This window comes from Pseudomonas sp. BW16M2, assembly GCF_014268865.1.
GTDB classification, from domain to species: Bacteria; Pseudomonadota; Gammaproteobacteria; order Pseudomonadales; family Pseudomonadaceae; genus Aquipseudomonas; species Aquipseudomonas peradeniyensis.
This window is the reverse complement of the sequence record NZ_JABWRI010000002.1, coordinates 1-15,522: the sequence shown is the minus strand read 5'-3', so window position 1 is coordinate 15,522 and position 15,522 is coordinate 1. Positions and strand designations below refer to the sequence as shown.

Genomic DNA, 15,522 nt, shown 5'->3' with positions numbered 1-15,522 from the left:
AGGCACATCGTGATGGCTTCAAGTAACCAGGACATTCGGCACATGCTGCATCGCATATTTGCCAGCGCCTTCGCCTTGCTCATCAGTGGCGCGGCGTTCGGGCAGGCCCCCCAAGCGAGCCCGACGATTTCATACACCCGGGATATCCAACCGATCTTCACCGAGAAGTGCGTGGCCTGCCACGCCTGCAATGACGCCGCCTGCCAGCTCAACCTGGGCAGCGCCGAGGGCGCCGAGCGCGGCGCTTCCAAGGTGCCGGTCTACCAGGGCGAGCGCAGCCAGGCGGTGCCCACCACGCGGCTGTTCTACGATGCCCGTGACGAAGCCGGCTGGCGCAAGCAGGGCTTCTACTCGGTGCTGGACAAGCAGGGCAGCCAGGCGGCGCTGATGGCGCGCATGCTCGAACTGGGCCACAAGACCCCGCTCACGCCCAATGCCAAGCTGCCTGAGGAGATCGTCCTGGGGCTCAACCGCAACAACATGTGCCCGTTGCCCCACGAGTTCGACGCCTACGCCGGCGCCCACCCGAAAGAGGGCATGCCGCTGGCGGTAACCGGCCTGACCGACCAGGAATACCAGACCCTGCAGCGCTGGCTGGCGGCTGGCGCTCCGGTCGAGAAGACGCCGATCCAGCCCAGCGCGGCAGAGGCCAAGCAGATCGCCGACTGGGAAGAGCTGCTCAACCGCCCGGGCTCGACCGAGGCGCTGGTCGGCCGCTGGCTGTACGAGCACCTGTTCCTGGCGCACATCCACTTCGTCGGTGGCGAGCCGGGTCACTTCTTCCAGTGGGTGCGGTCGCGCACGCCAAGTGGCCAGCCGGTGGACCTGATCGCCACCCGCCGTCCCAACGACCCGCCGGGCACCGATTTCTACTACCGACTGATGCCGGTGCAGGGCGTGATCGTCCACAAGACCCACATCACCTACCCGATGGGGCCGCAGAAGCTCAAGCGGGTCAAGCAGCTGTTCTACAGCGGCGACTGGCATGCCTCGTCGCTGCCCGGCTACGGCCCGCGCCACCGCGCCAACCCGTTCGAGACCTTCGAGGCAATCCCGGCGGTGGCCCGCTACCAGTTCATGCTGGACAACGCCGAGTACTTCGTCCGCACCTTCATTCGCGGTCCGGTATGCCGTGGCCAGATCGCCACCGACGTGATTCGTGACAACTTCTGGGCACTGTTCCAGGAGCCGGCCCACGACCTGTACATCACCGATGCCGAGTACCGGGGCGAGGCCACGCCGCTGCTGGCCATGCCCGGGCAGATCGACGACGTCGGCAGCGTGCTGAGCCTGTGGCACGCCTACCGTGACAAGCGCAACGAGTACGAGGCGCTGCGCCGCGAGGCTTATGCCGAGCAACCGGCGCCGAGCTGGTCGACCCTGTGGGCCGGCAACGACAACGCGCTGCTGAGCATCTTCCGTCACTTCGACAGCGCCTCGGTGACCAAGGGCCTGATCGGTGACGTGCCGCTGACCATGTGGCTGTTCGACTACCCGCTGTTCGAGCGCACCTACTACCAGCTGGCGGTGAACTTCGATGTGTTCGGCAACGTCTCGCACCAGCTGCAGACCCGCTTGTACTTCGACCTGATCCGCAATGGCGCCGAGGTCAACTTCCTGCGCCTGATGCCGGCCGGCAAGCGTAGCGAGATCCTCGGCAACTGGTACCAGAACAGTGGCAAGGTGAAGATGTGGATGGACTACGAGGACATCGACACCAGTACCCCGAGCGCGCTGAAGCTGGACAAGCACGATCCCAAGCGTGACTTCGGCCTGCAGTTGCTGCAGCGCAGCGGCAGCCTGAACGTGGCGCCCGACCCGATCAACCGCTGCCAGGGCGCCTATTGCTCACGGCCCGGTCTGTCCCAGGAGTTTCGCGATGTCGAGCAGTCGCTGAGCCGCCTGGTGTCGCGCCCGGCCGCAGGCCTGAAGGTGATCGGCCAGCTGCCCGAGGCGACCATGCTGCGCATCGAGGGGCAGGGCGGCCAGCGCCAGGTCTACAGCCTGCTGCGCAACCGCGCCCATAGCAACGTGGCGTTCCTGCTCGGCGAGGCCTACCGCTACCAGCCGGGGCTGGACACCCTGACCCTGGTCCCGGGCGTGCTCAGCAGCTACCCCAACTTCATCTTCAATATCCCGGCGGCCGATGTGCCGGAGTTCGTCGAGGACATGGAGGCGGCGCGGGACGACACGGCGAAGTTCGAGCGCATCGTCATGCGCTGGGGCGTGCGTCGCAGCCATCCCGAGTTCTGGCGCTACTTCCATGACCTGAACAGCTACATCAAGCAGACCGAGCCGGTGGAGGCGGGGGTGCTGGACATGAACCGCTACGAGAACCTCTGATCGGTTGGCCTGACCTTTCCGGCGCTATTGCGGTCGGAATCGATGGGTAGGCCCTGGGGCTGCTTTGCAGCCCATCGCCGGCAAGCCGGCTCCCACAGACGTACGCGCACCCTGTGGGAGCCGGCTTGCCGGCGAAACGAGCGCAAAGCGCTCGCCGGGCCTCAATGCATCGACGATCGCAGGGTTTTTCATGCTGTATTCGCTTCAGGCTCTCCGGGCATTCGCCGCCTGGGTGGTGGTCTGCCACCATTTCATGCAGATCTTCTTCGACTTCAATGCCACCGGCCCTATCGGCCAACTGCTCGCCGACCGTGGTGCGGTAGGGGTGGACATCTTCTTCGTCATCAGTGGCCTGGTGATCTACCTCTCGACCCGCGACAAGGACATCGCGCCCGCTCAGTTCCTGCTCAACCGCGCCCTGCGCATCGTGCCCGCCTACTGGTTCTACACCCTGCTGATGGCCGCGCTGATGCTGGTCGCCAGCCGTTGGATGCCGCACCAGGTGTTCGAATGGCAGCACCTGCTGCTGTCGCTGTTGTTCATACCAGCGGAAAACCCGGGCGGCTACGGCCTGTACCCGACCCTCAACGTCGGCTGGACGCTGAACTTCGAGATGTTCTTCTACCTGCTGTTCGGCCTGGCGTTCCTGGTGCGCCAGCGCCATCACCTGCTGCTGGTGACGGCGGCGTTGCTGCTGGTCAGCGAGGTGCTGGGCCGCCTCGGCGTGCTCAGCCGCTTTTACAGCAACGACATCGTCTATGAGTTCCTGCTGGGCATCGGCCTGGGCGTGCTGTATCGCCGCGGGCTGATTCGCCAGGGCCTGTGGCTGCCGCTGGGGCTGCTTGGCGTGGCAGGGTATGCGCTGTATCACCTGGACGCTTCGCAGCGTCTGCTGCACTGGGGCCTGCCCAGCGCCCTGGTGGTGCTGGCGTTCATCGCCCTGGAGCCTTGCTTCAAGGGCAATCGGGTGCTCAAGGCGCTGGGCGATTGTTCCTATTCGGTCTACCTGGTGCATGTCCTGGTACTGTACGGCGGCCTGTTCGCCAGCGAACGCCTGCGGCTGAACCCGTACCTGGTATTCGCCTTGTGCGTGCCGTCAATCGGACTAATGTCGTGGCTCAGCTACCACTGGCTGGAGCGTGGCCTGTACGGGCGGCTCAAGGCCGGACTCACGGGGCGTGGCGCCCAGGAGCCCGCGCTGGCGCTATCCCGAGTCAAATGCTAGGACTTTGTTCGAGGGCCGGGTTGGCGTACACTGCCGGCAAGTCTGTGAGGAACTTCCATGAGCGCTATAACCATTACCGACGCCGCCCATGATTACCTGGCTGATCTGCTCTCCAAGCAGAACACGCCTGGCATCGGCATCCGTATTTTCATCACCCAGCCGGGTACCACCTACGCCGAGACCTGCATCGCCTACTGCAAGCCGGGCGAGGAGAAGCCCGACGACCAGCCGGTGGGCCTGAAGAGCTTCACCGCCTACCTCGACGCGGTCAGCGTGCCGTTCCTCGAGGACGCGCTGGTCGACTATGCCACCGACCGCATGGGCGGCCAGCTGACCATCAAGGCGCCGAACGCCAAGGTGCCGATGGTCAACGAAGACAGCCCGATCAACGAGCGTATCAACTACTACCTGCAGACCGAGATCAACCCGGGCCTGGCCAGCCACGGCGGCGCCGTGAGCCTGGTGGACGTGGTCGACGACGGCATCGCCGTGCTGCAGTTCGGCGGCGGCTGCCAGGGCTGCGGCCAGGCCGACGTGACGCTGAAGGAAGGCATCGAGCGCACCCTGCTCGAGCGCATTCCGGAGCTCAAGGGCGTGCGTGACGTGACCGACCACAGCCAGAAGGAAAACGCCTACTACTAAGTACGGTGGCTTTTCAATCGCGGGGCAAGCCCGCTCCCACGCCTAGGGCATACTTGGGTCACAGCGTGGGAGCGGGCTTGCCCCGCGATGCTTTTCAGGCGTTGTGCATTGATCCCTAGCAACAAAGTGTTACGGATTCAACCCCTGCGACAACCGGTCGCGCCCCGTAAACAAAGGGCTGCAGCCCGATTGGCCGGATGTCGGGTGGATGGTGTGGGGGGAGCGTGACAGAATGCCCCGGTTTTCTGGCCGGCCCATCCCAGGGGTCGGCACCTTCCCTGTAAAGGATGGTTCCATGAATGATCTGTTGACCCGGCGCGCGGTAGTCGCCGGGATGGGCGTACTGGGGCTTGGCCTGCTGGCGGGTTGCAACCCGGCCCGGGGCCTGGATTTCAAGTACGGCAAGAACATGAGCAACGAGATCCTCGGGCGCAAATTCAAGCTCAACGACACTCAAGGCAACGAGCGCACCCTGTCGAGCTTCTACGGCTCGATGCCGATGATCTTCTTCGGCTTCACCCAGTGCCCGGCGGTCTGCCCGACCGCGCTGGCGCGGATCGTCCAGATCAGGAAGATCCTCAGGGGCCGTGACCGCGAGCTGTTCCAGCCGGTGTTCATCACCCTGGACCCGGAACGCGACACCCCGGAGGTGCTCGACGCCTACGTCAAGGCCTTCGACCCGTCGATCGTCGCTCTGACCGGCACCCCCGAGGAAATCGCCGAGGTGGCCCGGGAGTTCAAGGTGTTCTACGAAAAGGTCCCGGCCGGCGACACCTATACCATCTCTCACTCGTCCACCAGCTACGTCTACGATACACGTGGCACCCTGCGCCTGAGCCTGGGCCATTCCCTGAATGCCAAGGAATGCGCCGAAGACCTGGTCACCCTGATGGAGATCTGCTGAATGTCGATGCAACCGATCAAACGCGGCCTGGCCGCCCTGGCCCTGCTGGGCATGACCCTGCCGGCGTTCGCCCAGACCACCGTGAGCGACGCCTGGGTCCGCGCCAGCGTACCGCACCAGCAGTCGACCGGTGCCTTCATGACCCTGACCGCCAGCAGCGACAGCAAGCTGGTGAGCGTTGCCTCGCCCGTGGCCAAGACCGTGCAGGTGCACGAGATGACCATGAACGGCGATGTGATGGGCATGCGTGAGGTGAAGTCGGTCGAGTTGCCGGCGGGCAAGGCGGTGAAGCTGGACCCGAACGGCTACCACGTGATGCTGATGGGGCTGAACCAGCAAGTGAAGGAAGGCGAGCAGGTGCCGCTTACCCTGACCATCGAGGATGCCAAGGGCGTCAAGGAAACCCTGCAGGTGCAGGCGCCGGTGCGCGCGCTCAACGCCGAGGCCGGCGCAGGGCATGACCATATGCACATGAACCACTGATACAGCCACTGTCGCGGGTCAAGCCCGCTCCCACGCGATCGGTGGGAGCGGGCTTGACCCGCGATGCTTTTTGGCGCTCAGCTACGAAAACGTGGCAGCGGCCGCTCGATGTTCAGCGAAGTCAGGGTCTTGCGCACCTGCGCATCCTCGGCCTCCAGCGCCTTCAGGCTGGCGCGGATCTTCCCGGCGGCAGGCACATCGCCCTGGCGGTCGATCCAGTCGGCGATCTCCTTGCAGGCGCTGCTCAGGCAGGCCTGGCGCTGGCTCATCAGCGACAGGAGCGTGGTGATATCTCGTTCGGACATGACGCGATCCTCCATTCAGCCCCTTGAGTGTAGCAGCGCCCGGCCAGGCTGCTCGTAGCCGATGGCCAGCAACCAGGCCGCCAGGGCACAGGCGAACAGTGTCGCCCCAAGGGCCTGGCAAATGCCCGCCAGTAGCAGCCCCGTGCCGATCTGCAGGTAGTAGAACAAGCCGAACAACGCACCCGCCGTGCCACGGCAGTCGGCGTAGTCGACCAGCGCCGAGCCCAACACCAGCGGAATCGCCATGGCGAAGGCGAACATCACCAGGGCCATCGCCAGCACCGTCCACAGGCTGTCGCCCATCCCCAGCAGTACCAGCGCTGCCAGCAGGTCGAGCAGGCACGCCAGGCGCAGCAGGCGCGCCATGGCCACCCCGCGTTGCAGCAACCATGCATTGAGACGCGCGCCCAGCAGCGAGCCGAGCGCCAGCGCCGCGCCTGAGTAGCCCATCCACGGGCTGGCGCCGAGGCGCTCGAAAACAAACGGCGCCAGGCTGTACCAGCTGAACACGCTGATGTTGAACACCGCCACCAGGGCGCTGGCCAGCAGCACGCGATGGTCGCGCAGCAGGCGCCGCAGCACCTGGCCGAGCGCGGGCGTCGCCTGCGCGGCGGAGCGTGTCTCGGGCAGGCCCCGCCAGGTCCAGGCGAGCAGCAGCGCGGCCATCAGCAACTGGCTGGCGAGTACACCGTGATAGCCGAACAGCCGGTCCAGCCAGGCGCCGCTGATCAGCCCCAGCGCCGGGCTGAGCGCCAGGCATACGCCGATCAACGAGAACACCCGGGCCAGTTCAGGGCCAGCGTGGCGATCGCGCAGCACGGTCTGGGTAACCACGGAGCCCACCGCCGCGGCAAAGGCCGCCACGACCCGAGCCAGCAGCAGTTGGCTGAAGTCGACCGCCAGCAGCGCCGCCAGTGCTGCGGTGGTATAGAGCAACAGGCCGGCAAGCATGGCCGGTCGCCGCCCCCACAGGTCGCAGGCACGCCCCCAGGCCAGCACGCCGACGGCAAAGGCGACGAAGTACAGCGACAGGGTCAGCGAAGCCTGGGCAGCGCTGACGGCGAATGCTTCGGCCAAGGAGACCAGGGCAGGGCTGTAAAGGGTTTCGGCGACTTGCGGAAACATCAGCAGGGCGGTGGCCAGGGCCAGCCAGGAACGGGAAAGCATGGGAGTGAACGCCTTGCAGCACAAACGGGCGCTCATGGTAGGGATGTTGTGCCGTGAGCTATTATCGCGATTCCGTTGCTCTATCGTTGAAATCGGACAATTACAGCCATGGCCTGGTTAGCCCCCGACGCCCACTTCGACCCCGATGCTTTCGACGCGCCGGTACTAGGCATCTGCTCGGCCCTGGGCGACCACGACTCGGGGCGCCACCGCCATGGCCGCGGCCAGGTGCTGTTCACCCGCCAGGGCTGCGTGCGCATCCAGACGCCCGGACGCCTGTGCCTGCTGCCACCGACCCAGGCTGCGTGGATTCCGGCGGGGCTGGAGCATCGGGCGCGCATGCGCGAAACGGTAGACTACCGCTCGCTGTATTTCAGCGCCGTGCTCAACGTGGAGCTGCCCGACGACGTGACGATCATCAGCGTCAACCCGTTGCTGCGCGAACTGCTCGAACGCATTGCCCAGGCGCCGTTCGACACGGCCTGGGACCGAGGTGACCAGGCGCACCTGCTGGCGCTGTGTCTGGGCGAATTGCGCCTGGCGCCGCGCCAGCCGATGTTCCTGCCACTGCCAGGCGATCGCCGCCTGGTTGGGCTGGTCGAGCGGCTCGAGCGCCTGCCGCCAGCGCTGGGTGAACTGGCGCGGCAGGTTGGCGCCAGCGAGAAGACCATCAGCCGCCTGCTGCGCCGGGATACCGGCATGTCCTATCAGCAATGGCGCCAGCAGTGGCGGTTGCTGCGGGCAATGGAACAGCTGGCGTTGCAGCGGCCGCTGGGCGCCATCGCCGACGACCTGGGCTTCGCCAGCGACAGTGCCTTCATCGCGTTCTTTCGCGGCATGACCGGGACCACGCCGGGCGCCTGGAACCGTGGCGCGGCTACAGGCCCAGGCAGGCCTGGCGATAGGCGCCCGGCGTAACGCCATAGGCCTGCTTGAACTGGCGGCTGAGGTGGCTCTGGTCAGCGAAGCCCAGGACAAAGGCAACTTCCAGTGCCGGCAGGCCGCTGCGCAACAGCTCCCGGGCGCGGGCCAGGCGGCGCTGCTTGAGCCAGGCGTGGGGCGGCAGGCCGGTGGCCTGGCGGAACACCCGGGCGAAGTGGAACGGCGACAGGTTTACCGCCGCCGCCAGGGCTTCCAGCGAGGGTGGCTCGGCCAGCCGGCTCTCCAGTAGTTCACGGGCGCGGGCCACGGCCAGCGGTTCGTTGCCGGGGGCGGCGGGCTCGGCGCAGTGGCCGTGGCGCTGCACCAGCGCCAGCACTGCCTGGCGCCAGGCGGTCTGTTGCTCCAGGGCGCTGGCGCAGGATTCGGACAACTGGTGCAGATGGCTGAACGCGGCGGCCAGGGCCGGGTCCTGGATCACGCTGTCCTTGAACCGGGGCAGGCCGTGACGGCCCAGCTCCAGTTCGTCGAGCACACCGGTGACCCGCTCGTGCTCGGGGTAGAAGCCACGGTAGCGCCAGCCGGCCTCGTGGGCGGTGGCGCCGGTGTGCAGCTCGTCGGGATTGATCAGTACCATGCTGCCCACCGGCGCCAGGTGCTCGCTGCCGCGGTGCCAGAAACGCTGGGCGCCGGACTCGATCACGGTGAACACGTAGCCTTCGTGCACATGCGGGGCGAAGCGCTGCTGGATATAGCGGGCGTGCAGCATCTCGACGTCGCCGAGAGCGGGCGCCTGCCACAGGTGGGCCTGTTCGCGCAGGGGCGTGGTCATGCCAGCCAGCTGCGCAGGAGGAAGAAGATCAGCATGCTCGCCAGCATGCTCAGCAACACGCTGCGGGTCAACAGCACCAGGGCGATCGCCACCAGCGAGCCGAGCAGGTAAGGGTTCAGCGGGCTCAGCTCGAGCTGGTGGCCGGGCAGGAAGATGATCGGCCCGCAGATCGCGGTGAGCATGCCGGGCACGGCGAAGCCGAGGAACTGCCGCGCGTTGGAGCTCAGGCGCAGCGGCAGGCGCGGTTCGAGGAAGGCGTAGCGGTTGAGGAACACCACCGCGCCCATGGCGACGATCAGCAGCCAGATCATGAACGGCCTCCGGAGAATTTCTGGCAGATAAAACCAGCGGCCATGCCCAGCAGGCCTGCCACCACCAGGGCGGTTTCCCAGTGCCAGTAGCTGAACAGCACCGAGCAGAACAGCGACACCGCCACGCACACCACGGTCGGCAGGTTGCGCACCAGCGGCGCGATCAGCGCGACGAAGGTGGCGACGATGGAGAAGTCCAGGCCCAGTTGGTCCAGGTGCGGGATGTTCTGGCCGAGGACGATGCCGGCCAGGGTGAACAGGTTCCACGCCACATAGAAGGTCAGGCCGACCCCCAGGGCGTACCAGCGGTTGAACTGCTGCTGGTCGTGGTGGCTGGTCAGGGCGAAGAATTCGTCGGTGAGCAGAAAGCCCAGGCCCAGGCGCCAGCGGGTCGGCAAGCCGGACATCACCGGGCGCATGGACAGCCCGTAGAGCAGGTGCTGCGAGGTCAGCAGCAGGGTGGTGAGCAGGATCGACAGCAGGTTGGCACCACCCTTGAGCATGCCGATGGCCACCAGTTGCGCGGCGCCGGCGAAGACGATGGCCGACAGGCCCTGGCCTTGCCAGGCGCTGAGGTTGGCCTCGATGGCCATGGAGCCGGCCAGCAGGCCCCAGGGTGCGACGGCCAGGGACAGCGGCAGGATGGCGATGGCGCCGTGGAGGAAGGCGTGGCGGGCGAGCGGTGGACTGGACATGGGAACGACAACGATTCGACAGGGCAGGCCAGCATGACAGAGCGGCGCAGGGGCGGCTTGAACGATCTTGCTTTGTTGTCGATCATGCCGGCCCCTGTAGGGGTTCAGACCATGGCCAGGCGCTGCTTGCGGGTCGGCGCGGGGAAGGCCTGGTCGATGGCCCGCAGGTCTGCTTCGCTCAACATCAGCCCTGCCGCCGCCGCGTTCAGGCGCACATGTTCCGGGGCGGTGGCCTTGGGAATGGCGATCACGCCCTCCTGGCGCGTGACCCAGGCCAGGCTCACCTGGGCCGGCGTGGCGCCATGGCGCGCGGCGATGTCGCCCAGCACGGGATGTCGCAGCAGGCGCCCGGCCTGGGCCAGCGGGCAGTAGGCCATGGTCGGCAGGCCCTGCTGCTGGCTCCAGGGCAGCAGGTCGAACTCGATGCCGCGCTCGGCCGGGTTGTACAGCACCTGGTTGGTGGCGCAGGCAGAGTTGTCGAGCTCGCGCAGGTCGTCGAGGTCGAAGTTGGACACGCCCCAGCGGCGAATCTTGCCCTGTTCGATGAGGCGCTCGAAGGCCTCGACGGTCTCCTCCAGCGGATACTGGCCGCGCCAGTGCAGCAGGTACAGGTCGATGCAGTCGGTGCCCAGGCGCTCGAGGCTGCGTTCGCAGGCGGCCGGCACATCGCGTCGGCTGGCATTGTGCGGATAGACCTTGCTGACCAGGAACACCTGGTCGCGACGCCCGGCGATGGCCTGGCCGACCACGCGCTCGGCGCCGCCCTCGGCGTACATTTCGGCGGTGTCGATCAGGCCCAGGCCCAGTTCGATACCCTGTTGCAGGGCCGCTACCTCGGCGGCCCTGCGCCCAGGATCCTCGCCCATGTACCAGGTGCCCTGGCCGATGGCCGGAACGCGGGAGCCCGCCAGATTCACGTAACGCATGTCACCTCCTGTGGATGGGTATGGGTCAGCAGTACATCGAGCAGCGCCTCGGCAGCCTTGGACAGTTTGTGATCGCTCAGGGCGATCACGCCGATGCGCCGCTCCACGGTCGGTTCGACCAACGGCACGCAGCGGGCGCCGAGCTCCTGCATCTGCCCGATGCACAGCGCCGGCACCGCGCTGACCCCCAGGCCGCTGGCGACCATGCGGCCGATGGTCGACAGCTGGTGGCTCTCGAAGGCCACCGCCAACTTGCCATGGTTGGCGGCCAGGTGCTGCTCCAGCAGCAGGCGCACCGCGGAAGGCCGTTGCAGGGCGATGAAATCCTCGGCCAGCAGCTGCGGCCAGCGCACCTGGGGCTGGCGGGCGAGGGGCGAGTCGGCGGGCACTACCGCGACGAAACGGTCCAGGTACAGCGGGTGGAAGCGCAGCGCCTCGCTGCTCTCGGGCTCGAAGCCGATGCCCAGTTCGACGCGACGGTGGCGCACCAGTTCCAGCACCTGCTCGTTGATCACATCGTGCACGGTGACGTTGACCTTGGGGTAGCGCTGGCGAAACACCTTGAGCGACTGCGGCAGCAGGTTGCCGGCAAAGGCCGGCATGGCCGCCACCGAGACCCGTCCCAGCTGCAGGGTAAAACGCTGGCGCAGCATCTCCTCGGTGTCGTCCCAATCGGCCAGCAGGCGCCGGGCCAGCGGCAGCAGCACTTCGCCCTCGGGGGTCAGGCTGACGCTGCGGGTGGTGCGGGTGAGCAGGGCGCCGCCAAGGTTGTCCTCCAGCGCCTTGATGGTCAGGCTCAGGGCCGGTTGCGAGACATGCAGGTGCTCGCCGGCCTGGGCGAAGCTCTGGTACTTGGCCACGGTGACGAAGGCGCGCAGCTGCTTGACATTCATGGGGCGGGCCCTTTGTTTTGTAAAAGTTATCAATCGATGACGAAAACAAAATTAACAAATCAGTCGACTACAGTGAAGATGACCGTACGGTTCCAACAACTACAAAAGGCGACTGAGCATGGCCGGACTGGACAAGCGTGTAGCAACTTATGAAGAGGCCCTGGCGGGCCTGACCGACGACATGACCGTGCTGGCCGGCGGCTTTGGCCTGTGCGGCATCCCCGAGAACCTCATCGCCGAGATCAAGCGCCGCGGCGTCAAGGGCCTGACCGTGGTGTCCAACAACTGCGGCGTCGACGGCTTCGGCCTGGGCGTGCTGCTCGAGGACCGGCAGATCCGCAAGATGGTCGCCTCCTATGTCGGCGAGAACGCCGAGTTCGAACGCCAGCTGCTCAGCGGCGAACTGGAAGTGGAACTCACCCCGCAAGGCACCCTGGCCGAGAAGATGCGTGCCGGCGGCGCCGGCATCCCGGCCTTCTTCACCGCCACCGGCTACGGCACTCCGGTCGCCGAAGGCAAGGAAGTGCGCGAGTTCAACGGCCGCAAGTACATCCTCGAAGAATCCATCACCGGCGACTTCGCCATCGTCAAGGGCTGGAAGGCCGACCACTACGGCAACGTGGTGTACCGCAACACCGCGCAGAACTTCAACCCGCTGGCCGCCACCGCCGGCAAGATCACCGTGGTCGAGGTCGAGGAGATCGTCGAGCCCGGCGTGCTGCTGCCCAGCGAGATCCACACCCCGGGCATCTATGTCGACCGGGTCATCGTCGGCACCTTCGAGAAGCGCATCGAAAAGCGCACCGTCAAGGCCTGAGCGCCGTCCTCAAGAACAACAAAGAGATCCTGACCATGGCATTGACCCGCGAACAAATGGCGCAACGCGTCGCCCGTGAACTGAAGGACGGCTACTACGTCAACCTCGGCATCGGCATCCCCACCCTGGTGGCCAACTATGTGCCCGAGGGCATGGAAGTGATGCTGCAGTCGGAGAACGGCCTGCTGGGCATGGGCGAGTTCCCCACCGAAGCCACCATCGACGCCGACATGATCAACGCCGGCAAGCAGACCGTCACCGCCCGCCGTGGCGCGTCGATCTTCGATTCGGCGCAATCCTTCGCCATGATCCGTGGCGGCCATGTCGACCTTACCGTGCTCGGCGCCTTCGAGGTGGATGTGGAAGGCAACATCGCCTCGTGGATGATCCCCGGCAAGCTGGTCAAGGGCATGGGCGGCGCCATGGACCTGGTGGCCGGTGCCGACAACATCATCGTCACCATGACCCACGCCTCCAAGGACGGCGAGTCCAAGCTGCTGCCCAAGTGCAGCCTGCCGCTGACCGGCGCCGGCTGCATCCGCAAGGTGCTCACCGACCTGGCCTACCTTGAGATCGAAAACGGTGCCTTCATCCTGCGCGAGACCGCCCCGGGCGTGAGCGTCGAGGAAATCATCGAGAAGACCGCCGGCAAGCTGATCGTGGCGGACGATGTGAAGGAAATGACGTTCTAATCAAGCATTACCGCCCTGTGGGGCGAACCCGTGGGAGCGGGCTTGCCCCGCGATGACGTCATTCCAGGTGCCACGACCGCCTGGTCGGACGCGATCGCGGGGCAAGCCCGCTCCCACGTTTGCGTCCCCACAGGGCTTTGCAATACCTGTTGAAAACTCCACCAATAAAACCAAAAAAGGAAAACATCGTGGCCGCTGATATCCAAGACAGCCGCTCCGCCCGCTTTGCCCTGCGCTGCTCCAACTGGGCCGAACGCTGGTTCCCCGACTCCTGGGTGTTCGCCGCCCTGGCGGTGATGCTGGTGTCCCTCGGCGCCCTGGCCATGGGCGGCAAGCCCACCGACACCGCCAAGGCCTTCGGTGACGGCTTCTGGAGCCTTATCCCGTTCACCATGCAGATGGCCTTCGTGGTCATCGGCGGCTATGTGGTGGCCAGCTCGCCACCGGCCGCCCGGCTGATCGACCGCCTGGCGCTGCTGCCGAAGAACGGCCGCTCGGCGGTGTGCTGGGTGGCGCTGATCTCGATGCTCGCGTCCTTGCTCAACTGGGGCCTGTCGCTGGTGTTCGGCGGCCTGCTGGTGCGCGCCCTGGCCCGGCGCAGCGACCTGAAGATGGACTACCGCGCCGCCGGCGCCGCCGCCTACCTGGGACTGGGCGCGGTGTGGGCGCTGGGCCTGTCGTCGTCGGCCGCGCAGCTGCAGGCCAACCCGGCCAGCCTGCCGCCGTCGATCCTGTCGATCACTGGGGTGATCCCGTTCACCGAGACCATCTTCCTCTGGCAGTCCGGGGTGATGCTCGCCGCGCTGGTGGTCGTCTCGCTGGTCGTGGCCTATGCCACCGCGCCCGGGCCGAACAGCGCCCGCAGCGCCCAGGACTGCGGCGTCGATCCGAGCTTCAGTGCGCCGCCTTCGCCACAGCGCACCCGCCCGGGCGAGTGGCTGGAGTACAGCCCGATCCTGATCCTGCTGCTGGTCGCCCTGGCCGCCGGCTGGCTGTACCAGGAGTTCGCCACCAAGCCGGCGATCACCGCGATCTCTGGCCTGAACACCTACAACCTGCTGTTCATCATGCTCGGTGCCTTGCTGCACTGGCGCCCGCGCAGCTTCCTCGACGCGGTGACCCGTGCCGTGCCGACCACCACCGGGGTGCTGATCCAGTTCCCGCTGTACGGCTCGATCGCCGCCATCCTCACCCAGGTCAAGGGCGCGGACGCCCAGACCCTGGCCCACCACATCTCGGTGTTCTTCACCCAGATTGCCACCCATGACACCTACGCGCTGCTGATGGGCGTGTACTCGGCGGTGCTCGGTTTCTTCATTCCGTCCGGCGGCGGCAAATGGATCATCGAGGCGCCCTACGTGATGCTGGTGGCCAACGACCTGCAGTATCACCTGGGCTGGGCGGTGCAGATCTACAACGCCGCCGAGGCGCTGCCGAACCTGATCAACCCGTTCTACATGCTGCCGCTGCTGGGGGTGCTGGGGCTCAAGGCGCGCGACCTGATCGGCTTCTCGTTCGTGCAGTTGCTGGTGCATGTGCCGCTGGTGCTGGTGCTGCTGTGGGCGCTGGGCACGACCTTGCAGTATGTGCCACCAGTGATGCCGTAAGGCCCAAGTCGTGGAGCTGCACGGCAGCTCCACGTGGTTCACGGCGACAGGGCGAAATTTTTTCTCTGTAGCGCAACAGCTCTATCTCAATGCTTTCATTCAATACGCAGAGCTGTGTTACAAAAAACTCAATGATGGCAAATTGACGCCAATATGATGTCAAAATAGTATGCCCGCCACTTTGCACTGTTCACCAGGGATTGGTCATGGCGGGACGTCTAGTTTCAGGGCGCAAAACGGCCCTCTGTGCGCTTGTCGGCCTGCTGTGCTGCCTGCGGCCTGGGCCGTTTCACCCGGCGACCAGGACCTGATCCGCGACCGCCAGGACCGTCTGCTCGAAGAGCAGCAGCGCCGCCTCGAAGAGCTGCGCAACCTGCCCGGCAAGGCCGCCGAACCCGGTGAGTCGCAACCGGCGTCCGACAGCCGCTGCTTCACCATCCACACCATCGAGCTCAAGGGCGCCGACAGCCTGTCCGCCGCCGACCGCGACCGCCTGCTCAAGCCCTTTATCGACCAGTGCCTGGGTGTCACCCAGCTCAATGCCTTGCTCAAGGCCATCACCGACCATTACCTGGGTCGCGGCCTGGTCACCAGCCGCGCCTACCTGCCGCAGCAGGACCTGTCCTCGGGCCATCTGCAGGTACTGGTGGTGGAAGGGCGCCTGGAAGGGTTGCGCCCGGACCCGGCCAGCGGCCTGAGCGACCGTGAGCTGGCCATGGCCTTCCCCGGCGATATCGACCAGCGCCTGAACCTGCGCGAGATCGAGCAGATGGTCGACCAGCTCAACCGCCTGCCGTCGAA

17 protein-coding genes are annotated in these 15,522 nt (G+C 66.2%); 10 read left to right on the top strand and 7 right to left on the bottom strand.

Features of this window, described 5'->3' with window-relative positions:
* The first annotated feature begins 42 nt into the window (after positions 1-42).
* From HU735_RS03055 to HU735_RS03035, 5 genes are all read left to right on the top strand, one after another.
* Positions 43-2,343: a fatty acid cis/trans isomerase gene (locus HU735_RS03055; protein WP_186712339.1), complete on the top strand. Its 2,301-nt coding sequence runs from the start codon at positions 43-45 to the stop codon at positions 2,341-2,343.
* 190 nt (positions 2,344-2,533) lie between these two features.
* The gene (locus HU735_RS03050; protein ID WP_186712338.1) at positions 2,534-3,568 is read left to right on the top strand and encodes an acyltransferase; all 1,035 of its coding nucleotides are present in this window, start codon (positions 2,534-2,536) and stop codon (positions 3,566-3,568) included.
* A 57-nt stretch (positions 3,569-3,625) separates the two neighbouring features.
* Positions 3,626-4,210, top strand: coding sequence for a Fe-S biogenesis protein NfuA (gene nfuA, locus HU735_RS03045; RefSeq protein ID WP_023630602.1), 585 nt, complete (start codon positions 3,626-3,628; stop codon positions 4,208-4,210).
* A gap of 295 nt (positions 4,211-4,505) precedes the next feature.
* Entirely contained in the window at positions 4,506-5,114 is a 609-nt protein-coding gene (locus tag HU735_RS03040) for an SCO family protein (protein WP_186712337.1), read from the top strand.
* Positions 5,115-5,597: a copper chaperone PCu(A)C gene (locus tag HU735_RS03035; protein WP_186712336.1), complete on the top strand. Its 483-nt coding sequence runs from the start codon at positions 5,115-5,117 to the stop codon at positions 5,595-5,597.
* Between the two features lie 77 nt (positions 5,598-5,674).
* Here the strand turns inward: HU735_RS03035 and HU735_RS03030 are convergent, their stop codons facing one another.
* Positions 5,675-5,902: a hypothetical protein gene (locus tag HU735_RS03030; RefSeq protein WP_186712335.1), complete on the bottom strand. Its 228-nt coding sequence runs from the start codon at positions 5,900-5,902 to the stop codon at positions 5,675-5,677.
* A gap of 15 nt (positions 5,903-5,917) precedes the next feature.
* The gene (locus tag HU735_RS03025; RefSeq protein WP_186712334.1) at positions 5,918-7,069 is read right to left on the bottom strand and encodes an MFS transporter; all 1,152 of its coding nucleotides are present in this window, start codon (positions 7,067-7,069) and stop codon (positions 5,918-5,920) included.
* A gap of 108 nt (positions 7,070-7,177) precedes the next feature.
* Here HU735_RS03025 and HU735_RS03020 point away from each other — a divergent pair, with 108 nt between their 5' ends.
* Positions 7,178-7,987, top strand: coding sequence for a helix-turn-helix transcriptional regulator (locus HU735_RS03020; RefSeq protein WP_186712333.1), 810 nt, complete (start codon positions 7,178-7,180; stop codon positions 7,985-7,987).
* Here the strand turns inward: HU735_RS03020 and HU735_RS03015 are convergent.
* The 5 genes from HU735_RS03015 to HU735_RS02995 form a co-directional block, all read right to left on the bottom strand.
* Positions 7,947-8,780: an AraC family transcriptional regulator gene (locus HU735_RS03015; protein WP_186712332.1), complete on the bottom strand. Its 834-nt coding sequence runs from the start codon at positions 8,778-8,780 to the stop codon at positions 7,947-7,949. The two genes, HU735_RS03020 and HU735_RS03015, sit on opposite strands and share 41 nt — an antisense overlap.
* On the bottom strand, positions 8,777-9,091 hold the full coding sequence (locus tag HU735_RS03010) for an AzlD domain-containing protein (protein ID WP_062574311.1): 315 nt from the start codon (positions 9,089-9,091) through the stop codon (positions 8,777-8,779). The genes HU735_RS03015 and HU735_RS03010 overlap by 4 nt, the downstream gene beginning before the upstream one ends.
* Positions 9,088-9,786: an AzlC family ABC transporter permease gene (locus tag HU735_RS03005; RefSeq protein ID WP_186712331.1), complete on the bottom strand. Its 699-nt coding sequence runs from the start codon at positions 9,784-9,786 to the stop codon at positions 9,088-9,090. The genes HU735_RS03010 and HU735_RS03005 overlap by 4 nt, the downstream gene beginning before the upstream one ends.
* A 104-nt stretch (positions 9,787-9,890) precedes the next feature.
* Positions 9,891-10,712, bottom strand: a complete 822-nt coding sequence (locus HU735_RS03000) for an aldo/keto reductase (protein ID WP_186712330.1) — start codon at positions 10,710-10,712, stop codon at positions 9,891-9,893.
* Complete coding sequence (locus HU735_RS02995) at positions 10,700-11,605, bottom strand: LysR family transcriptional regulator (protein WP_050705129.1); 906 nt, start codon at positions 11,603-11,605, stop codon at positions 10,700-10,702. Before HU735_RS02995 ends, HU735_RS03000 begins: the two co-directional genes overlap by 13 nt.
* A 118-nt stretch (positions 11,606-11,723) precedes the next feature.
* Between HU735_RS02995 and HU735_RS02990 the strand changes: the two genes are divergently transcribed.
* The 4 genes from HU735_RS02990 to HU735_RS02975 all read left to right on the top strand — a co-directional run.
* Positions 11,724-12,422 (top strand): CoA transferase subunit A, encoded by a 699-nt coding sequence (locus HU735_RS02990; RefSeq protein WP_110739717.1) that lies wholly within the window; start codon positions 11,724-11,726, stop codon positions 12,420-12,422.
* 35 nt (positions 12,423-12,457) lie between these two features.
* A complete protein-coding gene (locus HU735_RS02985; RefSeq protein WP_186599809.1) occupies positions 12,458-13,114 on the top strand; it encodes a CoA transferase subunit B in 657 nt (218 codons plus the stop codon).
* Between the two features lie 188 nt (positions 13,115-13,302).
* Entirely contained in the window at positions 13,303-14,721 is a 1,419-nt protein-coding gene (locus tag HU735_RS02980) for a TIGR00366 family protein (protein WP_186712329.1), read from the top strand.
* Between the two features lie 265 nt (positions 14,722-14,986).
* The coding region (locus HU735_RS02975; protein WP_346655345.1) for a POTRA domain-containing protein at positions 14,987-15,522 on the top strand (536 nt) is incomplete at its 3' end.